Source organism: Micromonospora sp. WMMD812, assembly GCF_027497215.1.
Lineage (GTDB): Bacteria > Actinomycetota > Actinomycetes > Mycobacteriales > Micromonosporaceae > Micromonospora.
This window is the reverse complement of sequence record NZ_CP114904.1, coordinates 6,845,766-6,871,593: the sequence shown is the minus strand read 5'-3', so window position 1 is coordinate 6,871,593 and position 25,828 is coordinate 6,845,766. Positions and strand designations below refer to the sequence as shown.

Annotated in this window: 19 protein-coding genes and 1 pseudogene; 7 read left to right on the top strand and 13 right to left on the bottom strand. The window is 68.5% G+C overall.

Annotated elements, in window-relative coordinates; translation table 11 throughout:
• Nucleotides 1-97 precede the first annotated feature (97 nt).
• Nucleotides 98-595 (bottom strand): YcxB family protein, encoded by a 498-nt coding sequence (locus O7603_RS31670; protein ID WP_281573376.1) that lies wholly within the window; start codon nucleotides 593-595, stop codon nucleotides 98-100.
• A 315-nt stretch (nucleotides 596-910) separates the two neighbouring features.
• Between O7603_RS31670 and O7603_RS31665 the strand changes: the two genes are divergently transcribed.
• The gene (locus O7603_RS31665) at nucleotides 911-1,360 is read left to right on the top strand and encodes a hypothetical protein (RefSeq protein ID WP_281573375.1); all 450 of its coding nucleotides are present in this window, start codon (nucleotides 911-913) and stop codon (nucleotides 1,358-1,360) included.
• Nucleotides 1,361-1,627: 267 nt separating this feature from the next.
• Here O7603_RS31665 and O7603_RS31660 read toward each other — a convergent pair whose 3' ends face one another.
• Both O7603_RS31660 and O7603_RS31655 read right to left on the bottom strand, forming a co-directional pair.
• Entirely contained in the window at nucleotides 1,628-5,950 is a 4,323-nt protein-coding gene (locus tag O7603_RS31660; RefSeq protein WP_281573374.1) for a S8 family serine peptidase, read from the bottom strand.
• 670 nt (nucleotides 5,951-6,620) lie between these two features.
• Nucleotides 6,621-7,706, bottom strand: a complete 1,086-nt coding sequence (locus O7603_RS31655) for a crosslink repair DNA glycosylase YcaQ family protein (RefSeq protein WP_281573373.1) — start codon at nucleotides 7,704-7,706, stop codon at nucleotides 6,621-6,623.
• Nucleotides 7,707-7,825: 119 nt separating this feature from the next.
• On the opposite strand from O7603_RS31655, the pseudogene O7603_RS31650 reads away from it, so the two are divergent.
• A pseudogene (locus O7603_RS31650) lies at nucleotides 7,826-7,985 on the top strand (transposase); the annotation flags it as partial.
• 116 nt (nucleotides 7,986-8,101) lie between these two features.
• Here O7603_RS31650 and O7603_RS31645 read toward each other — a convergent pair.
• The 5 genes from O7603_RS31645 to O7603_RS31625 all read right to left on the bottom strand — a co-directional run bounded on the left by O7603_RS31645 (nucleotide 8,102) and on the right by O7603_RS31625 (nucleotide 13,939).
• Nucleotides 8,102-9,211 (bottom strand): sugar phosphate isomerase/epimerase, encoded by a 1,110-nt coding sequence (locus O7603_RS31645; RefSeq protein WP_281573372.1) that lies wholly within the window; start codon nucleotides 9,209-9,211, stop codon nucleotides 8,102-8,104.
• A 725-nt stretch (nucleotides 9,212-9,936) separates the two neighbouring features.
• Nucleotides 9,937-10,284 carry a hypothetical protein gene (locus O7603_RS31640; protein ID WP_281573371.1) on the bottom strand — a complete coding sequence of 116 codons (348 nt, stop codon included), beginning with the start codon at nucleotides 10,282-10,284 and terminating at the stop codon, nucleotides 9,937-9,939.
• Nucleotides 10,285-10,520: 236 nt separating this feature from the next.
• Complete coding sequence (mraY, locus tag O7603_RS31635) at nucleotides 10,521-11,624, bottom strand: phospho-N-acetylmuramoyl-pentapeptide-transferase (protein ID WP_281573370.1); 1,104 nt, start codon at nucleotides 11,622-11,624, stop codon at nucleotides 10,521-10,523.
• Between the two features lie 501 nt (nucleotides 11,625-12,125).
• Nucleotides 12,126-12,341 (bottom strand): hypothetical protein, encoded by a 216-nt coding sequence (locus tag O7603_RS31630; protein WP_281573369.1) that lies wholly within the window; start codon nucleotides 12,339-12,341, stop codon nucleotides 12,126-12,128.
• A 272-nt stretch (nucleotides 12,342-12,613) separates the two neighbouring features.
• Nucleotides 12,614-13,939, bottom strand: coding sequence for an MFS transporter (locus O7603_RS31625; RefSeq protein ID WP_281573368.1), 1,326 nt, complete (start codon nucleotides 13,937-13,939; stop codon nucleotides 12,614-12,616).
• A 55-nt stretch (nucleotides 13,940-13,994) separates the two neighbouring features.
• Between O7603_RS31625 and O7603_RS31620 the strand changes: the two genes are divergently transcribed.
• On the top strand, nucleotides 13,995-14,558 hold the full coding sequence (locus O7603_RS31620) for a CGNR zinc finger domain-containing protein (RefSeq protein WP_281573367.1): 564 nt from the start codon (nucleotides 13,995-13,997) through the stop codon (nucleotides 14,556-14,558).
• Nucleotides 14,559-14,655: 97 nt separating this feature from the next.
• Here O7603_RS31620 and O7603_RS31615 read toward each other — a convergent pair whose 3' ends face one another.
• Complete coding sequence (locus O7603_RS31615; RefSeq protein WP_281573366.1) at nucleotides 14,656-15,021, bottom strand: DoxX family protein; 366 nt, start codon at nucleotides 15,019-15,021, stop codon at nucleotides 14,656-14,658.
• Between the two features lie 651 nt (nucleotides 15,022-15,672).
• Between O7603_RS31615 and O7603_RS31610 the strand changes: the two genes are divergently transcribed.
• The gene (locus O7603_RS31610; protein WP_281573365.1) at nucleotides 15,673-17,730 is read left to right on the top strand and encodes a UvrD-helicase domain-containing protein; all 2,058 of its coding nucleotides are present in this window, start codon (nucleotides 15,673-15,675) and stop codon (nucleotides 17,728-17,730) included.
• Nucleotides 17,731-18,277: 547 nt separating this feature from the next.
• Entirely contained in the window at nucleotides 18,278-18,982 is a 705-nt protein-coding gene (locus O7603_RS31605) for a TMEM175 family protein (RefSeq protein ID WP_281573364.1), read from the top strand.
• A gap of 1 nt (nucleotide 18,983) precedes the next feature.
• On the opposite strand, the gene O7603_RS31600 is transcribed toward O7603_RS31605, so the two are convergent.
• Nucleotides 18,984-20,867 (bottom strand): KUP/HAK/KT family potassium transporter, encoded by a 1,884-nt coding sequence (locus O7603_RS31600; RefSeq protein WP_281573363.1) that lies wholly within the window; start codon nucleotides 20,865-20,867, stop codon nucleotides 18,984-18,986.
• A gap of 279 nt (nucleotides 20,868-21,146) precedes the next feature.
• On the opposite strand from O7603_RS31600, the gene O7603_RS31595 reads away from it, so the two are divergent.
• Both O7603_RS31595 and O7603_RS31590 read left to right on the top strand, forming a co-directional pair.
• Nucleotides 21,147-21,677, top strand: a complete 531-nt coding sequence (locus O7603_RS31595; protein WP_281573362.1) for a SigE family RNA polymerase sigma factor — start codon at nucleotides 21,147-21,149, stop codon at nucleotides 21,675-21,677.
• Nucleotide 21,678: 1 nt separating this feature from the next.
• A complete protein-coding gene (locus tag O7603_RS31590; protein ID WP_281573361.1) occupies nucleotides 21,679-22,443 on the top strand; it encodes a hypothetical protein in 765 nt (254 codons plus the stop codon).
• A gap of 208 nt (nucleotides 22,444-22,651) precedes the next feature.
• On the opposite strand, the gene O7603_RS31585 is transcribed toward O7603_RS31590, so the two are convergent.
• From O7603_RS31585 to O7603_RS31575, 3 genes are all read right to left on the bottom strand, one after another.
• Complete coding sequence (locus O7603_RS31585) at nucleotides 22,652-23,188, bottom strand: cupin domain-containing protein (RefSeq protein WP_281573360.1); 537 nt, start codon at nucleotides 23,186-23,188, stop codon at nucleotides 22,652-22,654.
• Between the two features lie 158 nt (nucleotides 23,189-23,346).
• The gene (locus O7603_RS31580) at nucleotides 23,347-24,153 is read right to left on the bottom strand and encodes an SDR family oxidoreductase (RefSeq protein ID WP_281573359.1); all 807 of its coding nucleotides are present in this window, start codon (nucleotides 24,151-24,153) and stop codon (nucleotides 23,347-23,349) included.
• 10 nt (nucleotides 24,154-24,163) lie between these two features.
• Nucleotides 24,164-25,795 (bottom strand): FAD-binding protein, encoded by a 1,632-nt coding sequence (locus O7603_RS31575; protein WP_281573358.1) that lies wholly within the window; start codon nucleotides 25,793-25,795, stop codon nucleotides 24,164-24,166.
• Between the last annotated feature and the right edge of the window lie 33 nt (nucleotides 25,796-25,828).

The window sequence follows — 25,828 nt, the reverse complement described above, 5'->3', positions numbered from 1 at the left end:
CCTCTGCCGGTCCGTAAGGGCGCGCGGATGCTCCGCCGCTTATCGTGCGGGCATGCTGGCCCCCGCCTATTCGCGGGAGGTCCCCAACGCTGGGGAGTCAAGCCGGCGGGAGCAGACCACGTTTGGCCATAAAGGCTTGCAACGTCTCGGTGTCCTCGGCGGACATCAAGCGGCGTGGGATCACGGTCGCCGGCATCCGGCCGACGTACACGATCCAGAACTCCGGGGTGTCTTTAACCTGGGCTACCCCGTCCCAGGCGATGCCGCCGGATTCCGAGCCGCTGCGCATCATGATGTTGTCGTCGGTGATGTCGTAGGCGCCCGCGACGGCGTAGCGGCTGGAGCGGCGCCGGGCGCGCCACCGCACCCAGGGCGAGTACAGCATCGACAGCAGGCCCGCCACGACCAGCGCCAGGTACAGCGGCGAGATCTGGTCGCCCCACCCGAACCCCCACGAGACGGCGAGACCGATCGCCCCGACCGCCGCGAGCACCGCGCCGATGTAGCCGTACTTGCGCAGTCGAACACTGCTGAGCGCCGCCGCCACGCGGCCTGGATAGGCGGGGTCGGCTGGGACGTCGAAACGGATGTGCACGCCAGAACGATAGTGCCCCCACCCGCCCCGGGGCGGCGCCTGACTCGCGCCGGGCTGGCCGGATCGTCGGGGGCCGCCCGTTGTCAGCGGCACGAGCGCGCGTGTCGGGGGCGGTGATCCAGTGCGGCAGATGACGAAACGATCACTATGCCGCGGCAGATCCGGGCAATTCCGCACTGCGGAGCCGGCGACTCGAACGCCTCGTCGGGGCGCGATCCGATCAGGATTCGAGAAGCGCCAGGGTGTCGTCGGGCCTAGCCTTCTCCCAGGTGATCGGCATATGCCGAGCCTGGAACGGCGACAGGGAGCCCGAGAATGTCCGCGAAGAACTCCAAGACCGGGTCCGACGGCTTCAGCCCCGAGGAGCGTGCCGCGATGAAGGAGCGCGCCGCCGAGCTGCGCGCCGAGGGCAAGAAGGGCACCAAGAAGGCCGACGATCTGCAGGCGGTCCTCGACAGGATCGCGCAGATGGCGCCCGACGATCGGGCGCTCGCCGAGCGCATTCATGCGACGGTGACGGCTACCGCCCCACAGCTGTCGCCGAAGACCTGGTATGGGATGCCCGCCTACACGAACGCGGACGGCAAGGTTGTCATCTTCTTCCAGGACGCGGGCAAGTTCAACTACCGGTACTCGACGCTGGGTTTCCAGGACACGGCCAACCTGGACGAGGGAGACCTGTGGCCGGTGTCGTACGCGCTCCAGAAATGGAGCCCCGCGGTCGAGAAGAAGCTCGTCGAGCTGGTGAAGGCCGCGGTCTCCTGACCGTTGGCACTACCGGCGCAGAGCACGAGCGGCTCCCGGGTACCGGTTCGGGCGGCCGCCTCAGCACTCGCCGTCACCACCCACCCGTCCACCTCTCCAGGCGCCTTCGCGCCGGGGTGAACGACAACACCGACCGGATCCGGATACCCGCCGCGACACGGTTCATCTTCGGGCTGCCTCTGGCGGCGATCCGCCGGCCCTCCTCGGACGGTCCGGCCCGCCTGATCGGAGCCAGGCGGGCCGGAGCTGTCAGTTGGTGGTCAGTTGTCAGCAGCGGATCGGGGACAGTGCGAAGTTCTCCACGGTGGGCGTGCGGGTGTTGATTTTCGTCCGACGGGTCTGCGGCTTCCAGCCGTCCTTGGCGACGATCATCGTCATCGGGTTGTTCCGGCGGTCCATCCAGTAGGCGTACTTGCCCTCGGCGTCGGTGGCGTAGGTCCACGAGTTCGCCCACGAGTCGACCTGGACGACCGCACCAGGGATCGGTGCGCTCGCGCCCTGGCAGCTCGTGCCGGTGACCGTACCCATCAGCTTGCCCCAGGTCGTCGGCGGCTGCGCGTTCATCGTCACCGTGACCGGCTGCACCTTGTACGGCGTGTTCTCCTTGATGGTGACCAAACCGGAGTAGGTGCCCGGCTGGTCGACGTTCGCCGTCATCTCGACGGTGACCGTGACCTTCTGACCCGGCGCCAGCGTGGCCGACGTCTTGTTGATCGTCATCCAGCTGGCGTCCTCGGCGCACTCCTCGAACCCGGGTAGCGCCTCGCTGTCCGGCATGGCGTTGAAGTTGCCGGACGAGCCGCCGACCTTGTAGAAGCCGCAGGCCGCGCCCCCGCGGTACCGCGCGGTGTTGGCGTTCGGCAGGTCGGACCACCTGCTGGTGGCGGGGTCGTAGGCGAAGCCGGCGTTCGTGACGGCGCCACCCTGCACGCCGCCGACCACCAATAGCTTGCCGTTCGCCACGGCGAACGAGCTGGCCCAGCTGTCGGCCGGTGCGTCGGCGATGGCGGTCCAGGTGTTGGCGCCCGGGTCGAAGGCGTAGCTGGTCTTGTGCGCGGTGGACCCGTCGTGACCACCGGTGCAGTAGACGGCCCCGTCGATCCCGCCGCAGGAGGCGAAGGCCGCCGACTTCGGGTAGTCCGCCAGGGTCTCCCAGGTGTCACTGCCCGGGTCGTACCGGAGGACATCGTTCGACATCGGGGTGCAGGACGAGGTCGTGCAGCCGCCGACGGCGTACAGCTTGCCGTCGACGACCGCTTGCCCGGCCGCGGCGCGCGGCACGGGGTTGTCGGCCTTCTCCGTCCAGGAGTTGGCCGCCGGGTCGTACGACCAGGTGGTGCCCTCGGGGCCGGACGTTCCCCAGCCGCCGGTCGCGATGATCTCCCCGTCCACGACGCCCGCCGTCATGGCGACGCGCGCGGCGGGAAGATCGGCGATCGGTGCCCAGTTCTGCGCGATCGGGTCGTAGACGAAGTTCTTCGTCGTGGGTGCCGATCCGTTGGTGCCGGCGATCGAGTAGACCTTGCCGTCCAGGTTCACCACCCGGTTGTCCATCACGTTGGCTGGGAAGTCGGCGATGTCGGTCCAGGGCTCGGCCTGCGGGCCGACCGCGGCGGAGGCCGCCGTCGCCGACTTGCCGGGCGCCGGCGCGGCGAACGACGTCGGGACGGTGAGCCGCTGCTCGGGTGCGCCGGTGGAGCCGAGTACCTGCTGCTTGGTCATCCGGGATCCGTCGGCCCGGAGAAGCTCGAACCCGTCGTTGCGCTCACCGAACTTGACCTCGACGGGCGCCCCGCCGGTGTTGGTCACGGTAAAGGTCCTGTTGACCGTGCCGGTGGGCATCCGGACCGTGCCGGTCACGCCGGCGGGCTGCACGGCCAGCCGGCCGGCCGCGAGCTGGAAGCTCGCCGCCGTCGCCCGGTCGGCCCGGACGTCGACCTGCTTGCTCTGGCTGACGTAGTTGCCCGCCTTCGCGGTGAACGTGTGCGTGTCCGTCAGCGAGGAGAACAGCCAGTAGAAGCCGTCCGGCAGGTTGGTGTCGTCGGGCGTCGCCGCGGTGGTGGCCTTCTCCGCCGGCCGGTCGTCGCTGGTGACCGTGGCGCCGTTGACGTAGCCGTTGTCGTTCTTGTCACGGACGTGGCCGAGTACCAGGCCCCCGTCGATCGGCTGGCAGGTGACCTGGCTGCCGATCAGCACGTTGTCGACTTGCCACCACCATGCGAAGTGGGCGTCGTAGTAGTGGAATCGGACCCGGACCTCCGCCTTGCCCGCGGCCTGCGGGATCGGGACCTCGGTGACCCGCGGCCCGCTGGCGTCGGTCACCTGCCGGAGCACGTTGGTCCAGGTGGTGCCGCCGTCGAGGCTCAGGTCGACATCGGCCCGGTCGGAGGTCGCCCAGTTGAAGTCCTGATTGAACCGGATCACCGGTGCCGTCACGGTGGTCAGGTTGACCACGGGGCTGACGAGTGAGGTGTCCTGTTGCCCACCGGCTCCGTAGTGGTCGCTGTCGACCACGGCGAAGTTGCCGGTGCCGCCGGTCAGGTTGCCCCAGTTGCCGTCGTCGGTGAACTTCCAGACGTCCCCGTCGCCCAGGTGGTCCACCACGGACCAGTCGGCCGGCACGGTGGTGCCGTCGAAGGGCTCGTACTCACCGTCCGAGACGTACCGATATCCGGGTGCCGCCGTACAGGCGTTGACCTGCACCGGCACGGCGACGTTGGCGGTGACGTTGCCCGAGCCGACCACGACCTGCTTGGTCACGGTCTCGTAGCCCGGGTACTGCGGATCAACCTTCAGGCTGTACGTCGCCCCGGCCGGCAGCTGAAAGCTGTAGCGGCCGTTGGCGGGGGTGGTGTAGTCGGACACGCCCGAGGGGCCCTCGACGCTGACCTTCGCGTAGAGCGGCCAGCCGTGCCCGGAGCCGTCGGTGACCGATCCGCTGACGGTAACGGTCGGCAGCGCCGTCAGCGCGACGTTGATCGTCGTCGTCGCGCCCTTGGTGACCGTCGCCGTCACCGTCTTGTTCTCGAAGCCGTACGCCGCCGCGGCGACCTGGTAGTCGCCGACCCGCAGCAGCGCCGAGTACGTCCCGTTGGTGCCGGTCGTGAGCTGGCGGCTCAGCGGGCCGGTCAGGGTGACCGTGGCGCCGGGGACGGGGGTGCCGGTGGCGCCGTCCGTGACCGTGCCGGCCAGGGTGCCGGTGTCGCCGATCGGGGCGGAGTTGAGCAACGCCAGCGCGTCCAGCCGGCCTTCGCCGTACACGTTGTTGTCGTCCGCGGTGCCACCGCACTGGAGGTCTTCCTTGTCGACCGCCGAGTTTTCCAGCAGCGCTCGGGTCGCGTTGACGTCACCGACCAGCGCCGGTGCCGCCGACCACAGCAGCGCGACCGCGCCCGCGAGGTGCGGGGCCGCCATCGAGGTGCCGTTGAAGCTGGCGTAGCCACTGCCCGGAACACTCGACCGCACGTTCACACCGGGAGCCGACAGGTTGGGCTTGATCTCGCCGTCCTGACCGGCGCCCCGGGAGGAGAAGCTGGCGATGTTGTTGTTGATGTCGTAGGCGCCGGTCGAGTAGTTGCTGGTCCGGCTGCCCGGGGAGCCGCTGGTCTCGCAGGCTGGGCCGTTGTTGCCGTTGGACCAGGCGCCGAAGATGCCCGACGCGGCCCAGGCCAGGGTGATGTCCTCCATGAGCGGGTCGTTGGAGGGGCCCGTGGTTCCCCACGAGTTGTTGATGATGTTGGGCCGCCTGCTGGCGTCCGGGTTCTGGCCGTTGACGTCCGTCGGCTCGAGCATCCATTGGCCGGAGGAGATCAGCGCGGCCTCGCTGGGGCAGCAGCCGTTCGCCGCGATCCACTTGACGTCCGGTGCGACGCCGATCTGGTTCGCCCCGTCGGCGCCGGCCATGGTGCCCATCGTGTGCGTGCCGTGGCCGTCGCTGTCGCACGGCATCGCGGCGCAGAGGCCCGCGGCGTCGAACCAGTTGTAGTTGTGGTCGAAGGTGCCGTCGCCGTTGTTGCCACGGTACGAGTTCACCAGCGCCGGGTGGTCGAACTGAACGCCGGTGTCGATGTTCGCCACCGTGATGCCTGCGCCCTTGACGCCGTACTGGGACCAGACGTCGTCGGCGTTGATGTTGGCGATGCCCCACTCGAGGGCGTTCACCGTCTTCTCATTGGTGCCCTCGGTCACCTCGGGCGCCTTGTACTCCATCGGGGCGTACAGGCCCTCGACCTCGGCGTGGGCGGCGAACTTCTGGGCCATTGCCAGGGAGCCGCTGCTGACCTTGATGGCGTTGGTCGCCCAGTAGGTCTGGTACCTCGTGCCCGTGCCATCGAGCTCGGCTCGGATCTTGGCCTGGCTCGCGGCGGCGGTCTTCTTCAACGCGTCCGCGACCGCGGTGCCCCGCTTGGCCCAGTCCTTGATCTCACTGGCCGCGCGCAGGTCCGCCCTGTCCTTGAAGTGGATCCAGAAGTCGCCCTCGCTCTTCGCCTGGAACCGCTTCGCCAGATCCGGGCGGATCTTGTCCGCCGGGGACGCAACACCCGCTCCTGCCCCGGCCGCCGCCTGTGCGCCGGAGCCGGTGGTGGCCAATCCTGTCGCGACGATCGCTATCGCCGTGCCGGCGCTGACCAGACATCTGGCCAGCCGCCGCGTATACGCACGCCTTAACATCGGTGCTGCCTCCCTCAAGACGACCCGCCGTTGACCGAGCTGGACGAAGGGGCAGGAGGCTCATCTCCCGTGTGGATCACACCGGAACGAACGGTCCGCCGTGCCCCTTCAACGTGCCGCGCGGGTCACGCCAGCGGCCCGTTGGCCGCTCTCCAGAGATCGACCGGTCGAAGTCTGTGACGGGGCTCACGGAAAGATCACTAGCTGCGGCCTGCCGCATCGGCGACATGTCGCCAGGTGGACAACGGGCGACGGTGCCTGCTGACGGCAGCGAGCGCGGCTGGCATCTGCCCGCCCCAGGCGCGCCGGACCGAGCGCGACCGCGCCCAGCCGTGGATCCGCTTCTGACGCCGGCCTGACGCGGCGACGTCGGCCGCTGGCCGGTCGTGTCAGGCCATGACAGGTGGGTGGCCAGTTCGATCGGCCTGACAGCAGAGTTCTGGGCGGTGCATGTCATCCACGGCATGCCCGCCCGGCGGGGACCGTCATTCCGGCGGCGCCGGCGGTCCGGCATGGTCGGCGCAGCGTACTGGCGCTGCGAACCCTTCGTGACAGTGCTCAACCGCGGATGCCGCCCGACGGGCCGAGCTCAAACGCCGGTGACCTCGAGGCCGAGCCACGCGGCGAGTTCGTCGATCTCGGCACGGACCGCGGCGGTCATGGCCTCGGTGAAGTGGACGTCCTCGTGGATGGCGTTGATCACGAGCGTGCCGGCCTTGCGGTCGGCGGTCGCGTCGAGCTTGCCGACGAGTCGATCGCCGTGGAGGACGGGGAGGGCGAAGTAGCCCCAGCGGCGCTTGTCCTTGGGCTTGTACATCTCGAGGAGGTACTCGAAGTCGAAAAGCTGCGCGGCGCGGACGCGATCGTGGATGAGCCGGTCGAATGGCGAGAGTAGCGCCGTGCGCCCCTCGAACGGCAGACCGACGTACGCCGGGTGGACGCGCCAGGAGCCCGGAATGCCCGTGACGTACGCCTCCTCACCGGCGTCGCCCACATACGGCGGCTCGCCCGGCATCTGGGGACCGCTGGAGCGGGCGATGCCGAGCGCCGCGAGCCGGCGTTCGTTGCGGTGTTGCACGGCGGCGTCGAGGTCGAGGATGGGCAGGCCGGCGGGGTATACACGCTCGGGGAGGTCCCAGTAGCGCTGACGGCCCTTGCGTCCTGAGATCGCGACGTGCCCGCGAAGGGCGAGGGACTCGAGCATCTTCGTGACGTTGCGGTTGTTGGTCCAGCCCGACGACGGCCACGGCGCGACGCTCGTGTCGGGGATGTCGCGCGAGAGCAGCGGACCCTCCTTGCCGAGCAGGGCGAGGATGTCGCGGCGGAAGGGCTCGTTCGTCTCGAGCCACGATGCGGTGAAGGCGTACGTCGACGCGTCGCGGACCTCGGCGATCACGGCCGGTACGTCTCGCGGGGACCGGATGTAGGCGACGGTCTCGACGAGGGTACGGTCGCACTCGATGGCTTTGGTCAGGTCGGCGGGGTCGTAGGTCGAGCCGAGCCGGCTCCACAGGACGAGGTCGGCGCTCGGTGCGATGATCGCGGTGGGGTCGATCTGCAGGAGCGTGAGGCGGTCGACGATGTCGACGAGGTCGGTCGGGCGCGGCGCGTCGAGCAGCTGCGCGTGGACCGCGATCCGGCGGGCCTCGTCCTTGGTGAGACGGTGGACGACCATGCCGCCGACCTTAGCGCCGAGGTTGACCGGTGGCGGGGGCACATGACGTCCGGGCAGTGTCCGAGCCCAGGCTCTGTCTCACGTACCCGGACAGTCCCCTCCGACCTCGGTCGGCAACACCCGGGTGGGCGCGGGGGCGCCGGCGCGGTCGCCGTCCGGTCAGCAACGGGAGCCTGCACCATCCGCGGACGGGTGCTCCGTGGCGCGACCTGCCCGACCTTGTATGGGCCGTGGAAGATCCGCCACGAACGCCCGCGCCGACGGACGGCGGACAGGACGTGTCACTCACGTTGACAAGGAGGACGCCCGGCCCGCGTGCCAGCTCGGCGGCTTGGGCGGCTGCCCGGTTGAGGGTGTGCCGGGCCGGACGCGCGCCGCCGCGACCGGCCCGGTGGTCACCGGCGGTAGATCGTCAGCTCGGACATGTTGGTGTAGCTGAGCGCTGCGAAGTCCAGCGACTGGGCAGGGTTGGTGGTGCCGCCCGGGGCGTTGTCCTGTTCCCAGTTGGCGTGGCGGAAGTCCGCGTCGCCGATGGTCTGGAAGAACTGCTGGAAGTTGATGTCGCCCTCGCCGAAGGGCACCATCTCGTGGCCGTTGGTCAGGGCGCTGTTGCGGTTGCCGTCCTTGGCGTGGAAGAGCGGGAACCGCTTGCTCTGCGAGACGACGGTGAGAATCGGATCGAAGAGGTCGGTGCGCTCGCGGCCGTGCTGGTCGACGTACCTCTGGTGCTTGAACCGGGCCACGTACGCCCAGTAGATGTCCAGTTCGAAGAAGACGTAGCGCGGGTCGGTCTTCCGGAAGAAGTACTCCAGTCGGCGGGTGCCGGACGAGCGGGTGGGGCGGCCGTTGGCGTCCAGCGGACCCGAGTCCAGGAGGAAGGAGTAGGCGGCGTCGTGGTTGTGGGTGTACAGCCGCAGTCCACGCTTGCGTGCCTGACGGCCGAGGTCGTTCCAGACGTCGGCGGCGGCGTCCCAGTCGGAGGTGTAGCTGGAGTTGGTGGGGTCACTGCCGGTGCCGATGTTCTTCATGCCGAGCGTTTCGGCGATGTCCATCTGCTCCTCGAACGTGGCCGGGTTGATCCCGACGTGACAGCCGTTGGCGACCAGTCCGTTGTCGTCGAGGATCTTGCGGATCTCGGCGGGGGTGATCTGCCGGCCGAGGATGGAGGTGTGCTGGCTGTAACCGGCGAACTCGACCTCCTTGTAGCCGAGCTCGGCGACGCGGGCGAGGACCCGCTCGAAGCCGTACGGGACGCCGCTGTCGTCCGGGGCGGCGGTGATGCGGTCGCGGACGCTGTAGAGGATGATGCCGCGGTTGCGGGCCGGGATCAGGGGTTCGGCCCGCAGTTGGCCGTGGGCGATCGCGGGCTGGTCGGTCTGGAGCACGTTCATGCCGACGGCGCCGAGTGCAGCCGCTGCGCCTGCCGAGGCGGCGAGGATGCCACGACGGGTGAGTTGCCGGCGCAGCGCGGGATCCTTCGGTGTGACCGGTTCGGTGGTGGACATGTTCGTCCTCTCCAGCGGCGGGAGCCGCTCGGTTGTATCGTTTCAATTCCATCCGGTGGGCCGACCGTCCGGTTCGGAGCCCGGTCTGGGTGTTGTCTGGATCGGCCGGTTTGCCCAGTGGACACGGGACGCCGTGGCGGGGGCCTCGGCGTCGGCTGCGCGCGCAGCGCACGAGCTGGGGCGCGCAGTGCGTGACCCGCGGTCGCCGGTCCGCGGCTCGATTCACGTTAACCGCTGATCCAGCGGAAAGAAATAGACTCCGATGCCTAACTTCTGTCACGCCGCGCAAAACTTGACGTCGACAGATGAAAAGTCAGCGGTTGATGTCTCCACACCTCGTCGCCGCCGCCGTGGGATCGACCCCTTAGCCGACGTATGCCTGCAAGAGGTCGAGGTGGGTGCGGTCGAACGCCCAGAGCGTCTGCCCACCGCAGCACTGGGCTCTCAGCCACGAGGACAGGCGGAAGAACGGATCGACTGGACCAACCCAACACGAGCCCTGAGATCCTTCTGGGGACCAGGACGCCGAATACGCGCACCACGTGCACGTGAGCCGACGGGGCCATGAGGGCACCCGGCTGTCGCTCGTTGGCCGCGGAGCATTGACCGCCAGATGCCCGCAGCGCGGACAGACGACGTAGATGTCCTCGGCCGCGAGCTCATACAAACTGACCAACGGATCGCGGAACCGATCCTGCCCGTCGCGCGCATGCTCGCGCCCGCGCTCACCCAGCACGGCGGCTCACTGGCCAGCCTCGGCGTTCCAACTCGTCCAACACCCTGCCAGCGCGGACCGCCCAGAAGATCACAGCCTCATCCTGACCATCTCGAACGAACTTGACGCCGTCGGCCAGCACAGGGATACGGCCGAACCGAGAGATCCGCACGCCGTTCGTCCGAGTCACGCGGAACTCGCCGAACAGCGACGAGACCGTGACATGGATCGCGCCCACGCGAAGCCGCGCGAAGGGCCACGTGACGCTCCGGTGAACCTTGAAACCCGACCCCCACGACCGCACTCCAGCATCGACGTAGGCGACGCCCCCGCGAGCGATGAACTCCATGTCAACCACCCGCTGATCATCCCCGAGCCCGGCAACAGGTGAGGGACTGCCGGCTCGTCACCATCGCCCGGCGCAAGTTCTTCGGTACGACGTGATGGATGACGGCAGACCTCTTGCTGACACAGTGACCGAGGGGTCTGGCCACGACCGGCTTAGGCAATGCTGCTGCCAGACGCTGGCACCCCGGTGGGGAACCAGTTGCCCGGCAGATCACCGTGGCACAACACAGGCTTGTCGCGTGGTTTTCACCCAACGACCGCCAAGAAATCCGAGTAGAACAGGCCCAGGCCGACCGCCACGCAGACGCCGGCCACGATCCAGAACCGGACCACGATATTGACCTCGCTCCAGCCGGCCAACTCGAAGTGGTGGTGCAACGGCACCATCCGGAAGACACGTCTACCGGTGGTCCGGAACGAGACGATCTGGATCACCCAGGTCGTCGTGATGATGACGAAGAGCCCGCCGATCATGACCGAAAGCAGCGTCGTGTGGGTTGCTACCGCGAGCCCGCCGATCAGGGCGCCGAGCCCGAGCGAGCCCACGTCACCCATGAAGATCCGCGCCGGGGACGTGTTCCACCACAGGAAGCCCACGCAGGCGGCGGCCGCCGCCGCCGCGATCATGGCGATCTCCAGGGGATCCCGGACCTGGTAGCAGTAGTCGTTCACGCGGGCGTACGCGTCGTCGGCGCACCAATGCCGGTACTGCCAGAAGCCGATCAGCGCGTACGCGCCGAGCACCAGGATCGACGCGCCGGTGGCCAGGCCGTCGAGGCCGTCGGTGAGGTTCACGCCGTTCGACATCGCCATGATCACGAAGACGATCACGATCACCGCGCCGACCTTGCCGACGTTCAGCCAACTGATGTCGCGGATGAGCGAGATGTGCTCGCTGGCCACGGTCTGGCCGTTGGTGCTCGGCCCGTAGAGCGCGGCGACGCCGAACCCGCCGCCGACGATCGCCTGGCCGAGCAGCTTGCCCTTGGCGGACAGTCCGTCGGAGTTGCGCCGGCGCACCTTGAGGAAGTCGTCGAAGAAGCCGACCGCGCCGCAGAAGACGAACAGCCCGAGCAGCACCAGGGCCGTCATGGTCGGCCCCTCCTGCGCGATCTGCCGCTCGGGCAGGGTGGTCAGGGCGATATGCCCGGCGACGTAGGCGAAGACGGTCGCCACGATGAAGACGACGCCGCCCATCGTGGGCGTGCCCTTCTTGCCCTGGTTGCTGGCGAGCCCGATGGATCGGATCGGCTGGCCGGCCTTGAGCGCGGTGAAGACGCGAATCGCCACCGGCGTGCCGAACAGGGAGATGATGAACGCGACCGCGGCCGCGACGATGACCGCCCTCACGAGCGAACCTTCACGAGATCCGGATTTCTCACGGCGTCCCCACCGAGCGTCCAGATCAGCACCTGACGTATCGACCTGAGCCCGCCGCGCGGATAGTCCTTAGCGAAACCATCGATCACGAGACACGAGCTTGCCATCCGACGGCGAGCGGAGCAGCCCTGGACCTCACAGCGCCGTGGTTCGTAACTCGCCGACACGAATCCGACGACGATCTTGCAGCGCCAGGCCCGAGGTCCAACTCGGGTCCGAAGCGGGCCTCCTGTGGTTAGGCACAGTACGGGAAAGCTCGACCGTCGAGGGCATACGCGCAGGTAGGGCTACCAGCGCCGACTCGCTGAGGCACACCGGCTGCCGCTGAAGGAGACCACCCTCGAGTTGGTAGCCGAAGATCGCCAAGCGATTCGCGTCGTGACCAGTCCGGGCTTAGGCTGGCCGGTCCCGGACGCTCCCGAACTGCCCCCGGGGTCGGATGACCGCCGCCTCACGCAGCGGGCCCTGGGGTCATAGGACGCGGGTCAGTTCGTGCATCGTGGCGAACTGCGTGTGCGGGTGTGGTGGCGGCAGCCGCAGGAGGTCTTCGGCGTCCCGGTTGCGTCGTTGGCTGCCCAGCCAGATTCCGGCGCGTTCGAGTGTCGGATGATCAACGAAGGCGACGATCGCGTCGACTGGCAGATGCGACCCTGCTCCGGTTTCGGCGAAGTCCGAGGCGTCAGCCACCGGTGCCGTCCAAGTGACCCAGCGGCTGCTGCTGTCGGCTCCCGGACAGCGGCTCCGTAACCGGTCATCGGTGGTTGGGTCTGTCGGTGCTCCGCCAGACGCAGCGACGTGTTGCGCTCGTGCCCACGACCCAGCAGCAAGGGACGACGGCGGGCCGCGCCAACAGCCGGCGCTAACTTCACCACGACCGTCCGCACCTGCGTGATCCGGCCGCTGTTCTCCCGGCCGGATCCGCACCGGCGGGCCCGCACCCGGGAAGGAGCGGACGCGCGCTACGGTCGGGCTGCGTCGTGGATGCTGGTCAGGGTCGGTACGCGCGACAGGGCCACCCACAGCGTGGCGAGTGAGACGCCGACCGCGCCGAACGCCATCGCGGCGAATGCGCCGGCCTGCGTGGCGATGATGCCGCCGAGGGCGGCACCTACCGGTACGGCGCCCCAGGAGATCAGCCGGTAGGCGGCGTTGACGCGACCCCGCTGGTCTTCGGGTGTGGCGGCTTGCCGCAGGCTGACCGCGTGGACGTTGGCCATGCCGATGCCGATGCCCATGACGATGAAGACCGCGCAGAGCAGCGGCAGCAGTCCGGGGCCGGCCTGGTTGGCGAGCAGGACGCCGAGCGGTGCGCTGTTGCCGAGGACGAGCGTGACGAGCAGGACGCGGCCGTAGCCGAAGCGGGCGGTGAACCGGGCGCCGAACCAGGCGCCGGCGAACGAGCCGATGCCGCCGGCGGTGAAGACGGCGCCGATCGCCAGCGGGTTCAGGTGTGCGTCGCGGACCGTGTAGAGCAGGAGGCCGAGGATGAACGCCTCGTTGAAGAGGTTGAACGTGGCCGCTTCGCCGAGCAGCGGTCGCACGTACCGGTGGCGGACCGTGACGCCGATGCCGTGTACCGCGTCGCGCCACGTCGGGTCGTGGGCGACCGGCTGCCCGTTGGCCGGTTGTTCGGCGGCCGGCTGGCTGTCGGAGTCGGTCAGGCGGATCCGGCTCAGTGAGATCGCTGACACGAGGTAGCCGACCGCGTTGAGTAGTAGCGCGACTGGCGCGGAGAGCGCTTGGACCAGCACGCCGCCGACGCCACGGCCACCGATTTCGGCCGCGGATTGTGTGGCGGAGAGTTTGCCGTTGGCGTCGACGAGTTGGTCTTCGGCGAGGATCGTCGGCAGGACGGCGAAGTCGGCTACTTGGAAGACGACGGTCAGCACCGCGGCGGCGAACACGATGACGTAGACGCCGGGCATGCTGGCCGTTCCCGTCCAGGCGGCGATGGGGATGAGTGCGATGAGGAGCGCGCGGCCCAGGTCGGCGCCGATCATCAGGCGTAGCCGGCCGCGCCGGAACCGGTCCACCAGCAGTCCGACCGGCAGGGTGGCCAGGAGGAACGGCAGGAACTGGGCCACCCGGAGGGTGCTTGCCTGCGCCGCGGTGGCGGAGAGCGTGACCAGGGCGAACAGCGGCAGCGCGAGTTCGGCGATCTCGGTTCCGAGGGTGGAGGCGGCGGACCCGCGCCAGAGCCGGCGGAAGTTCGGGTTGGACCAGGCAGGCGTCGGCTGGCTGGCGCCGGGGAGTTGGTTCGGCGCGCCCGGCGTAACCGGTGTCATGGTTACGGAGGTTACGGATAACCGGTTAATCCCGCAAGCCGGTTATGATGGCTGCATGTCTACCGGGACCTCGATGGCAGCACCGGACCGACTCGAGCCGGTCCGGCGATTCGTCAACACCCTCGACATCGAGGCGGGCACTGACGCGATCGAGAATGTCGCCGGGCTGCGGACGTGGCTGACCGAAGCCGGCTTGTGGCGCGGCGACGGGCAGGTCGGTGACGCCGAACTCCGTCGGGCGCGCGGTCTGCGCGAGGCGTTGCGTACGGCGGCCGCCGCGAACCACGACAAGGTCGCGCTGTCCCCGGCCGTGCTGGCAGTCCTGGACGACGCCGCCGAGCGCGCCGGCATCCTGGTGTCCTTCACGCCGGAGCGAAATTGGCGCCAGGTGGCCGGCGCGTCCGGCGCCGACGGCGCGATGGGCGACCTCCTCCTGCGCGTGACCGAGTCGATGACCACCGGCACCTGGCCCAGGCTCAAGGTCTGCGCGAGCGACGCCTGCCGCTGGGCGTTCTACGACAACTCCCGCGCCGGCACCGGCAAATGGTGCTCAATGCGCCTGTGCGGCAACCGCGCCAAGCAGGAAGCCTGGCGCGACCGCCGCCGCACGAGCGGGTGATCGCGGACGCGCTAGCGACCGCGACTGCTCACAAGCCTGCACCGACAGTACGTCGAGGCGTGGAACGCGCTCGAGGCCACGTCGACAAGGCCAAGGGTTACGACCGAGGCGGGACGGAGGTGGATCTGGTTGGTAGCTCCTGGCGGCGCAGGAGCAGGATGACCAGCGCGATCGCTGCGAAGACGAGGGCGCAGAACGGGCTGGTGTGAAGCACCGCGAGGTTGGTGACGGTAGCGCCGAGGAGCAATGCCAGCAGGCAGAGCGCGGCCAGGGCACGCACACGTGGGATGAGCAGGCCCACCCCGCCCGCGATCTCCAAGGCGCCGACCACGAGGCGTAGCCACTGGCCGGCGGCGACGTCGGCGAACAGAGTGACCATCGCGGGGTCGCCGGTGAGCTTGAGCAATCCGCTGCCCGCGATGGCGAAGCCGAGCAGGATCTGCAGTGTCCAAGCCGTGATCATGGCGGCTCGGTGAGCTCTCGGAGATGCTTCATGCCTTGGCATGGTCGTCCTCTCTCCAGGCGGTAGTGCCTGTCACGAGAGACGTCGCCGCCGCCGCGGCGATCCGGACATCTGCCCGCGATCAGTTTGCGATGGATGATCGCGAAGGCGGCGACCCGTTCGTGGCAAGCCTTTAGGGCCCAACGAAGTACCGCAGCACCACCGCGGTGGCCATCGGCGCTGATGACGACGCCTTGGGAGGTGTCCCTGCGGCTAAATCGACCCATCCGTGGTGCTCGTCCTGGCCGACATTCGCACGTGGTCGAGTGCTGCCCGCGAGCAGTGCCACCGTCGACCGTCAGATCGAATAAGGACCGAACTGTCAATAAGCGAATCAAGATTGAGGGAGGCCACAAGCGACCCGGATCTGCAAGGCATTGAGATTCCCATCTCGGCAGGCGGAGTTCCTGGCCGACGAGGAGAAACCGACTCTATGCTTGCCGCCGGCATACGCTGCGGCTCGTTTGGGCCGAGGGACCCCAGTGCAAGGATTTGCGAATGCGCCGGAATTCTGCTCTGAACAACGGCACTGCTGGCATCAGCCAAGTAACACCAAACGGCGAACCGCCGCCCGCTACCGCAGAGGGCGTCGCACGCCGATCCGCGGTTGCCGTGGAACAGGAGTTTCTCGACTTGGCCACGGCCCGGCGCGACCGGCTGGCCGACCAGCTACAGGCCGAGCTTTCGTCAGACGCCCTGGACCCGTTGGAGCGGGCCCGGCAGCGCATGCTCCGCCAGCAGTACGAGGAGCTACGGCGAGCACGGGAAGGGCTGGTCTTCGGCCGCCTCGACGGCCTTGATGGCAGCGTGCGACACGTGGGCCGTGTCGGTCTCCGCAACGACGGGGAGGAGAGTGAGCCACTGCTGGTGGACTGGCGCGCTCCCGCAGCTCGGCCGTTCTACACGGCAACGGCTGTCGACCCACAAGGTCAGGCACGGCGCCGTCACATACGCACCAGGGGATCGGCTGTCGTCGGCGTGGACGACGAACCACTGGACGGGACCATAACGGCAGGACTCGTCGGTGAAGGCGCTCTACTGGCCGCCCTCGATCAGCGGCGCACCGGCCGCATGTCGACGGCGATCTCCACGCTGCAACGCGAACAGGACGACATCATCCGGGCCGAGGCGACCGGCCCGCTGATCGTTCAGGGCGGTCCCGGCACCGGCAAGACCGTGGTTGCTCTGCACCGCGTCGCCTACCTGCTGTTCGCCCACCCAAAGATGGCCGACCAAGCGGTCCTGGTCCTCGGCCCCTCGCCGCGGTTCCTCCAGTACATCGCCCAGGTGCTGCCCGCGCTCGGTGAGACCGCCGTCGTCTCGGCGACCTGCGACACTCTGCTGCCCGAGATCCGCGTGGGCCGCGACGAGAGCCGGCTTCTCGCCGAAATCAAGGGCCGCGCCCTCTGGCAACCCGCGCTCGAAAACTACGTCACGTCGCTGCTCCCCCGGCCCCGCGAGCTGAAGCTGCGCTGGGAGGGCGAGTTCTACGTCATCACAGCCGCAACAGTGGCGCAGGCACTCGCCTCGGCGGTGCAGGGACGCCCGTACCACCGCGCCCGCGCGGTGTTCGCCGAGCAGCTGCACCACCTCCTTGCCGAAGCCGTCGTCGAGCAGCGCGAGGCGCTGATGAACGAGATGGAGGAGGGGTTCGAGGACATCCTCGCCCGCGTCGACAGGGAAATGCGGCAAGACCACCACCCTGGCAGGGCGCCCACTGGCGTCGACATCGACGGATTACTATCCGACGAGGAGATCGAACATCTCCGTGATCGTATCGCCGAGAACGCCACCGTCGCCCGGTTCGTCGAGACATGGTGGCCCACCCTCGACGCCGAAACCCTGCTGGGTGATTTCCTGACCGATCGCACCCTGCTGACCCGGTTCGCCCCACAGTTGTCCCCGCAGGAGATCACCGCTGTCTCGGCTGAGCCCGCCCAGTGGGCATCGAGCGACATACCCCTACTCGACGCCCTCGCCGACCTACTCGGTGAGGTCGACGCCCCGCAACCACAGGGCGAGTTCATCGCCGACCGCGCTCGCCGGCAGCGCGACTGGGTGTACGGCCACGTCGTCATCGACGAAGCGCAAGAGCTGTCCGAGATGCAGTGGCGAATGGTCCTACGTCGCTGTCCCAGTCGCTCCATCACCGCCGTCGGCGACATCGACCAGGCGGAGGCAGCACACCGGCACATCAGCTGGGCACAGGCGGTGCAGGCTGCTTTCGGAGACCGCTGGACCGCCGCGGAACTCACCATCTGCTACCGGACCCCGCGTGAGGTTATGGACCTCACCGAACCGGTCTTGAAAAAAGCTGGCAGCCGCAACGCACCGCCACGGGCGGTACGCTCCTCCAGCGTCGCCCCCTGGGAACTCAGGATCACACCCGCCGAGCTTGCCGATGCCGCCGCCCAAACTGTGCGACAGCTGCAGCAACGGTGGCATGGCGGTACGGTCGGCGTCATCGCCCCCGCCGACCGCGTCACCGAACTCCTAGCCGTGCTGGACGATGTGTCGGTGCTCAGCGCGACCCAGTCCAAGGGATTGGAATGGGACGCGACGCTACTCATCGACCCTCAGGGCATCGCCGCTGAACCGCGCGGCTGGAATGGTCTCTACGTCGCGCTCACCCGCTGCACCCAGGAACTCGGACAGCTGGTGCTCAGGTAGCAATCGCCGCACCCAGGGACAGAATCCCCGGATGTTGGGCGTGCCCTCGGGGCGTGAGAATATTTACTCGGGTCGTCTGCGCCGGATTAGCGCCACGCGGAGTACGGGCGCCACCACCGCGGACGTCACGAAACGGGCTCATCTCGCCGCACGGCCGATCACTGTAGTTGGTCGTCCATGAAGGACGGACCCACACGTCCGCCTAGATCATTTTGTTGGGAGTCCTCAGGGCACGCCCCTGATTTGCACAACCACGTGTGCCCGGCCGGCGCAGACGAATGCGGCGCGCCGGCCGGCGACAGCGCGACACCGGCGCTGGGCACCCAGGGCAAGCAGGTTCGGCAGCCGGTTTGGATCACGCGACGGCGGGAAACTCGCGGCAGCGGACGGTTCGGGTAAGCGGGTCGTGCACGCCGAAGCGGTCAGATGGCGCATCGGAGGTGCAGTCCGGGGCGCGGCAGGCGGGTCGGGGCACCTTACGGATGACGTCGTGGGTGGCCGTGGCCGCGAGACCTGACCGTCTGATCTAACCGTTGGGGGAAGGCTCATGCGCTGGTACCGCGCGGTCCGCGGCACCTCCACGAGAGACGCAACCAGATCCAGCAACCCGATCGGCGCGGAACGGGACCCGAAGCGGGTTGTCACCTTCAGCGACGCGGTCATTGCGATCGCCGTCACCCTGCTCGTCCTGGAGATCCGGCCGCCGGAGGACACCCACCACCTGCTCCGCGGCCTTCTTGAACTGTGGCCCTCATACGTGGCCTACGGCATCACCTTCCTGCTGATCGGACAGATGTGGGTGAATCACCACGTCATGTTCGACCACATCCGGTCCGCCGACCGCATGGTGCTCCTGCTCAACACCCTGCTGCTGCTGGTAATCGCGTTCCTACCGTTCGCCTCATCCGTCCTGGCCGAAGCATTCGAATCCGGTCACGGCAAGCGAACCGCGCTCATCTTCTACGGAGTCACCTACGAGCTGGCAGCCGTACTCTTCAACGTGATCTGGGAATACGCCAGACGTGGTCGCCGCCTGCTGACATCCACCACCGACGACGACACCGCAGGAGCGATCAGCAGACGTTTTCATCCCGCACCCGTCTGGATCGCCGCCGGGACCGCACTGGGCGCCCTGCATCCGGTCGTGGGCCTCATAGTGGTCGCCGCCTTCATCCCCTTCTACTGGCTGCCCATCAAAGGCGAGATTGCCAGCCTGCAGCGCACCCGCGAGCAGAGTCGCGGCGATACCTAGCCTAGATCTCTATGTGGGAGCCCATGATCACGGTGCGGTCGCGTGGCAGGCAGAAGTGCTCGGCGGCGTCGGCGGTGATGTGCGAGGTAGCGATGAACAGACGCTTGCGCCACGGCGCCATGGTCGGCTGGTCTCCCGCCCGAAGCTCGATCTTCGACAGGAAGTACGACGCCTGATCCAGGTGCCGCAGGCCCTCCGTCGCGGCCGGGTCGAGCATCCGCAGCAACTCCGGCACGTTCGGGCTCTCCACGTAGCCGAAGCGGGCGGTGACATGGGTGATTCCGTCGTCGGCGTAACCGAGGTCGTCGATAGTGATCCGCTGGCCGGCGGGCACGCGGGGCACCGGCGCGGTCTCGATCGACAGGATCAGGACGTGTTCGTGGCGCACATGGTTGTGCTCGGCATTGGCCCGCATCGCCAGCGGCGCGGTTTCCTTGCCGCGGTTGAGGAAGACGGCGCTGCCGGGGACGCACACCGTCTTCGACCCGTCGTTGCGAAGCTCGTCGACGAACTGGCGTAGGGGGCCCTCGCGCCGTTGCCGCTGCGCGGTGACGATCTCGCGGCCCCGCTCCCAGGTGGTCATGATGGTGAACGCGGTGAGGCCGATAAGCAGCGGCAGCCACGCGCCGTGGGCCAGCTTGGTCACGTTGGCGCCGACGAACAGCAGGTCGACCACCAGCAGCGGGACCGCGCCGAGGGCGAGCAGCCACAGAGGTACGTTCCAGCGCCAGCGACCGACGTAGAAGAAGATCAGCGTGGTGATGGTGATGGTGCCGGTCACCGCCATGCCGAAGGCGAACGCCAACGCGGTCGAACTGCGGAAGGCGAACACCAGGGTGAGGACGGAGACCATCAGCAACCAGTTGATCCACGGGACGTAGATCTGGCCGAAGGTGGACTCCGAGGTGTGCGTGATCCGCAGCCGGGGCAGGTAGCCGAGTTCGGCCGCCTGTGACGCGACGGAGTAGGCGCCGGTGATCACCGCTTGAGAGGCGATCACCGTCGCCGCCGTGGCCAGTAGGACCAGCGGGAGGCGCCCCCATCCGGGCACGAGCAGGAAGAACGGGCTGCTGATGTTGGCCGGATCCTTCAGGATCAGCGCCCCTTGACCCAGGTAGCTCAGCACGCAGGCGGGGAACACCAGGATGAGCCAGGCTCGCGTGATCGCTCGTCGACCGAAGTGGCCCATGTCGGCGTACAACGCCTCGGCGCCGGTGACCGCGAGCACGATCGCGGCCAGGGCGAAGAACGCGACGTCGAAACGGCCGGCCAGGAAGCCCACCGCGTACGTCGGCGACAGCGCCTCCAGGATCGCCGGGTGGTGGGCGATGCCGGCCACGCCGCACGCGCCGATGGTCACGAACCAGACGATCATGATTGGTCCGAACAGCCGGCCGACAGCTGCGGTACCGCGGCGCTGCACCAGGAAGAGCACGATGATGATCACCGCGGTGACCGGCACGACGAGTTCCTGCAGCGAGGGCTGGACCACCCGGATGCCCTCGACCGCGGACAGCACGGAGATCGCCGGGGTGATCATGCTGTCGCCGAAGAACAGCGCGGCGCCGAAGATGCCCAGCGCGGCCAGCCCGGTGGCGGCTCGCTGACCACGCTCGGCGGTCATTCGCCGCAGCAGCGTGATGAGCGCCATGACGCCGCCTTCGCCCTGGTTGTCCGCGCGCATGGCGAGCAGCACGTACGTGACGGTGACGATGACCATCACCGACCAGAACACCAGGGACACCACCCCGAACACATTCTCGGCGCTGACCGGCACGGGGTGCGGGTCGCCCGGGTTGAACACGGTCTGGAGGGTGTAAATCGGACTGGTGCCGATGTCACCGAAGACCACCCCGAACGCGGCGACGACCACCGCGAGTCTCACCGTCTCGGCGGGAAGTGGACGACGGGGCCGCAACGAGCGTGAAGCCGCTCGCGATCCCGGCGTACCCGGCTGCTGTGGTTCGCCCACGGCCCTTCCCCTCTGCGTGACCCGCCACCGCGCCCTGTTCAAAGGTGCACTTCCGGCTGATGTCCGGACATTACCGATGATGTCGATTCACCCGTGGCCGCTCGCCGCGATCCGAGGAATCGCCGGCAACCTCCCGCGCCGCCGCACCGGTCTAGGACGGGTGACAGTGGCAGCCAACGAGGGGTGTTGCCCATGAAGCCTGACATCGAAGCCGACCTGCACAGGTTCGTCGAGTCCCGGTATCTGCACCTGCGTCGCACCGCGTACCTGCTGTGCGGTGACTGGCATCGGGCCGAGGACCTGGTCCAAACGGCCCTCGCTCGGATGGTCGTGGCGGCGCGTCGTCGGCGGATCGACAGCCTGGATGCCTACTCCCGCCGTGTGCTGCTGCGGGTGTATCTCGACGACAACCAACGGGGTTCGCGACGACGCGAACGGTTGGGGTCTGACCTGGCGGACCTGCCTGCTCCGGCAGGCGACCGCGTGGAGGCGCTCACCGTGCTCGCCGCGCTCCGAACCCTGCCACCCCGCCAACGCGCCGCAGTCGTCCTGCGGTACTGGGAGGACCGCAGCGTAGAGGAGACCGCCGAAGCGCTCGGCGTGAGTGAGGGCACCGTGAAGAGCCAGTGCGCCAAGGCTCTTGCCGCTCTGCGTCCCGTGCTGGCAGAAGTCCCGCAAGAACTGATGCTCAGCGAGGAGGTTTTGAGTGATGCAGCTCAATGACATGCGCGAGGCGCTCCGCTCCGCGATCGAGACGGACGAACCGCCGGTCGCTAACGGCCCAGCCAGGGTGTTCGCCACGGCAAAGCGCATCCGGACCCGGCAGCGGTTCGTGATGTTCGCCGCCGGGGTTGCCACGCTCGGACTGCTCGCCGGCGCCGTGAACGGCGTCAGCCTGGCGCGGGCCGGCGGCGACCAGTCCGGCGTACCGACGCCGCGAGTGGCAATCCCGTCGGCCAGCCCGACGCCCCGCGCATCGGCGGGGACCAGTTGCCCGGACTGCCCCGACCCCGCGGCGGACAAGGTCCTCGCGGCGCTGAAGGAACTGCTGCCTCCCGGTTCGGCCATCTCCGCGCCGTACGCGCAAGCGGGGTACGCCGAGGTGGTGATCACCGACCGCTCGGGCAAGACAAAGGTGATGGTGAACGTCCAGCCGCACTTCGCCGACAGGGCGAAGCCCGGGGCTGAGAACAGCGCCCCGCTCGACATCTTCAACTGCCAGAGTCGCAGCAGCCCGAGGGGCAGCACGTGCACCGCGAAGACCTTGCCGGACGGGACCCGCCTCGTGACCACCGTCGGACCCGAACGAACGGGTCACGACCGGATCATCCAACGGACCGTCGACATCTTCCGGCCGGACGGAGTGAGGATCGCCATCACCGCGTGGAACGCGGTGGAGCCGAAGACCAACACGGCCACCCGTGACGAGCCGCTGCTGACTCTCACGCAACTGCAGGGGATGGCCACCAGCCCCGCCTGGCCGACTTGACCACGACGTAGAAAGTCCGGCTCGGCAGGAGATCTCCCGGCTGGCGGCACACCGACACGACCGATGCCACGTGGACCGGCCCGGACGGCGGGCAGGTCCGTGTGCGCCGGCACAGCCTCATCGACGAACCGCCGCTCGGCGACATGGGCGGGAAGTGACTACTCCGAAGCGCCGGCATTCGGGTGCGAGCTGGTCACGCCACTACGCGTCACGGGACGAGCAACTCTGTACGGTAATCCGCGGCGAGCATCGCCGCACGCTTCTGGCGTTCGGTTCGCTCCTGGTCGGTGAGGGCCGGTGGAGACGCCGTAGGACCGTCGACCGCGTCCCCGACGCGCCCGAAGTACTCGTCCTGTCCGGCTGGGGTGCACATGCACAGCATGCGCGCGGGCTGGTCAGACGAGTTGCGGAAGAAGTGCGGCGCGTTCGCCGGGATGTTGATCGTCTCGCCGGCCCGCACCGTGGTGCTCTCTCCCCGAAACGTGAACTCCACCGCCCCGTCGAGCAGGGTGAACATCTCCTCGAAGTCGTGCCGATGAGGAGGCGGGCCACCACCCGGCGGTACCCGCATGTCGATCAGGCAGTACCGTCCTGCCGTCTGCTCGCCGGTAACCAGGATGGTGTAGATGCCGCCAGCTATGGCAATGTGCTTCAGCTTGTGATCGTCAGGGCGGACGTGGACGAGAGTACGAGTCCGGTCGTCGGGTGGGATCGCACCATTGGCCACCGTGTTCTCCTCGGTCATCGGGGCTGCGACTCGATGGTCGATGCCCCTCTCATTGCCGGCTGGGCAGCGGCTAAACCGCTGCGCTCTCGGCCACCGCGCACCACCTGGATCTGCGCGGTTGTCGGCGCTCGTTGGCTGGGCGCTCTGCCTGGTAGTCGGCGCGAGCGACCGCACGCCTACTGTTTCACCAGGTCTCGCATCTTCTTGGCGATCAGGGGGATCGCCCGTGCGGGCATGAGGCGAGACATGCGGTCGAGCATCCGAGCGTCCTTGCCGATCGTGACTCGGGGCGCCCCCGTAACGACGGCGTCGACGATCTGCCGCGCGGCCTCCTCGGGAGACGTGAGCTTGGCCGCCGCTTCCGCTTGATCGGCACCGACACCCCTCGCGTCGACCCCGGAGTTGCCCAGGATGTTGGTCGCGATGCCACCCGGGAAGACGACAGTCACCGTGAGCGGGCCGCTCTGGTGCTCGGCGATGAGTCCCTCGGTGAAGAGCTTCACCGCCGCCTTGCTCGCGCCGTAGGCGCCCTGCCCCGGGAACGGCACGAGCGAACCCATCGAGGCGACGTTGACCAGCGACGACGCCGGCCGCGCCTCGAGCAGCGGCAGGAAGGCCTTCGTGGTGTTGACGATGCCCCAGAAGTTGACCGCCATGACGCGCTCGATGTCCTCGAAACCGAGGTCGGCGATCGGCTTGAAGGCGTGCACGATGCCGGCGAGGTTGATCAGGCCGTCGACCTGTCCCTGGGCGGCGACGACCGTCGAGGGCAGCGCCAGCACCGCCGCACGGTCGGTGAGGTCGACGGGGATGATGGTCAGGCGATCACCGGCGCGGGCACGATCGGCTGTCTCCGTGAGGCCGGCTTCGCTCAGGTCCACCGCGGCGACCCGGGCACCACGGGCGAGCAACGTCAGGGTGACCTCCCGGCCGATCCCGTTTCCCGCGCCGGCGACGACGAAGACGCGGCCCCTGATCTGCACGGTGGTCCCCTTACTTCCCGTGCGCCATGTGGCGGGCGGCGCGGAGCCCGAACACCACGGCCGGGCCGATCGTCGAGCCGGGGCCGGGGTAGGTCCGGCCCATCACCGAGGCCGAGTTGTTGCCGGCCGAGTAGAGTCCCTCGATCACCGATCCGTCCTCGCGCAATGCCCGGCCGTCGGCGTCGGTGACCACGCCGCCCTTGGTGCCGAGGTCGCCGATGACGACCTTGACCGCGGTGAACGGTCCGCGCTCCAACGGGCCCAGATTGGGGTTCGGCTGGACCAGCGGGTCACTGTAGTAGCGGTCGTACGCCGAGTTGCCGCGGCCGAAGTCGCCGTCGACGCCGGCGCGGGCGAAGCCGTTGAAGCGTTCGACGGTGGCGGTCAGGCGAGCCGGGTCGACGTCGATCAGCTTCGCCAACTCCTCCACCGTGTTGGCCTTGAACAGCACCCCTTCGCGCCGCATCGCCCGCTTCGCCCTCGGATCCAGCAGGTAGTTGCGTAGGTAACGACGACCGTGCCGGCGATCGGCGATCATCCAGTAGGGACCGGCCTTGTCGTGCTCGAGCATGTGGTGACCGAGGTCGACGTACGACTCCGACTCGTTGGCGAACCGGTCACCGCGCGCGTCGACGATGATCGAGAACGGGAACGACCGTTCACCGACCATGAACGACGGCTCGGACACGCTTGTCGCCGCGACGGACGCTCCCCACCACGCGTCGTCGAGGAGTTCGGTGGCCGCACCGTGGGACATCGCGATGTCGATCGGCTTGCCGAGATTGCCCGGTGCGCCAGACGGGGAGCCGTCGATGCCGTGGTATTTCCGCCGCCACTCGCGGTTGAAGTCGAATCCGCCGGCCGCGAGCATCACGCCACGGCGCGCGCCGATCGTGAGCTGTCTGCCCTCTAGGGTGACGCGTACGCCGACGACCCGGTCGTCCGCGACGACAAGGTCCTCCAGCGGCGACTCCAGCCACAGCTCGGCTTTGTGCTTGACCACCACGATATGGAGGAACGATGCCGTCAGGCCGGCGCCGATGCCCCCGAGCTTCGCGCCGCGCAGCAGGCCGCCGGCCGTGCGGGCGGCGAGCTGCGCACCACGCAGGAAGCCGCTGGGCGTCGACCAGGCCCGGCCGAGCAGCCACACGTCGTCGGTGAGGATCGGCAGCGCCGCGGGCGCCTGCGACGCCTGCCACCACTTGCCGATCTTGCGTAGGTTGAACGGCTTGTGCTCGATCGAGCGGCCGATCTTGCCGCCCGGCCGCTCCGGGTAGTAGTCGGCGTACTCGGCGGCGCGGACGAACTCCATGCCGTACTTCTGCGCGGTATCGACGAAGTCGGCGACGCCGTCGACGAACGCCTCCTTGCGCTCCCGGCTGGTCGCGCGCCCCTCCTCGCCCACGGTGGCCTCGAGATAGGTCAGCGCCTCGGCGCGCGAGTCGCCCACACCGTCACGTCGCATGAGCGGGTTGTCGGGGAGCCACATGCCGCCGCCGGACTTCGCGCTGTTGCCGCCCCACTTCGCCGTGCTCTCCACCATCAGCACCGAGAGGCCCTCGTCGATCGCGCCCAGGGCGGTGGCGAAGCCGGCCGCGCCGGAGCCCACAACGACCACGTCGTAGGTCTTGTCGAAGGTCATCGGAAGCCTCCCCAACCGGACAATGTTGTCCGG

Excerpts from the sequence above, each read along its gene's own strand:
- O7603_RS31665 (WP_281573375.1), top strand. The coding sequence starts at position 911 with ATGTCCGCGAAGAACTCCAAGACCGGGTCCGACGGCTTCAGCCCCGAG.
- O7603_RS31655 (WP_281573373.1), bottom strand. The coding sequence starts at position 7,706 with ATGGTCGTCCACCGTCTCACCAAGGACGAGGCCCGCCGGATCGCGGTC.
- O7603_RS31645 (WP_281573372.1), bottom strand. The coding sequence starts at position 9,211 with ATGTCCACCACCGAACCGGTCACACCGAAGGATCCCGCGCTGCGCCGG.
- O7603_RS31625 (WP_281573368.1), bottom strand. The coding sequence starts at position 13,939 with ATGACACCGGTTACGCCGGGCGCGCCGAACCAACTCCCCGGCGCCAGC.
- O7603_RS31620 (WP_281573367.1), top strand. The coding sequence starts at position 13,995 with ATGTCTACCGGGACCTCGATGGCAGCACCGGACCGACTCGAGCCGGTC.
- O7603_RS31615 (WP_281573366.1), bottom strand. The coding sequence starts at position 15,021 with ATGATCACGGCTTGGACACTGCAGATCCTGCTCGGCTTCGCCATCGCG.
- O7603_RS31605 (WP_281573364.1), top strand. The coding sequence starts at position 18,278 with ATGCGCTGGTACCGCGCGGTCCGCGGCACCTCCACGAGAGACGCAACC.
- O7603_RS31595 (WP_281573362.1), top strand. The coding sequence starts at position 21,147 with ATGAAGCCTGACATCGAAGCCGACCTGCACAGGTTCGTCGAGTCCCGG.
- O7603_RS31590 (WP_281573361.1), top strand. The coding sequence starts at position 21,679 with ATGCGCGAGGCGCTCCGCTCCGCGATCGAGACGGACGAACCGCCGGTC.
- O7603_RS31585 (WP_281573360.1), bottom strand. The coding sequence starts at position 23,188 with ATGACCGAGGAGAACACGGTGGCCAATGGTGCGATCCCACCCGACGAC.
- O7603_RS31575 (WP_281573358.1), bottom strand. The coding sequence starts at position 25,795 with ATGACCTTCGACAAGACCTACGACGTGGTCGTTGTGGGCTCCGGCGCG.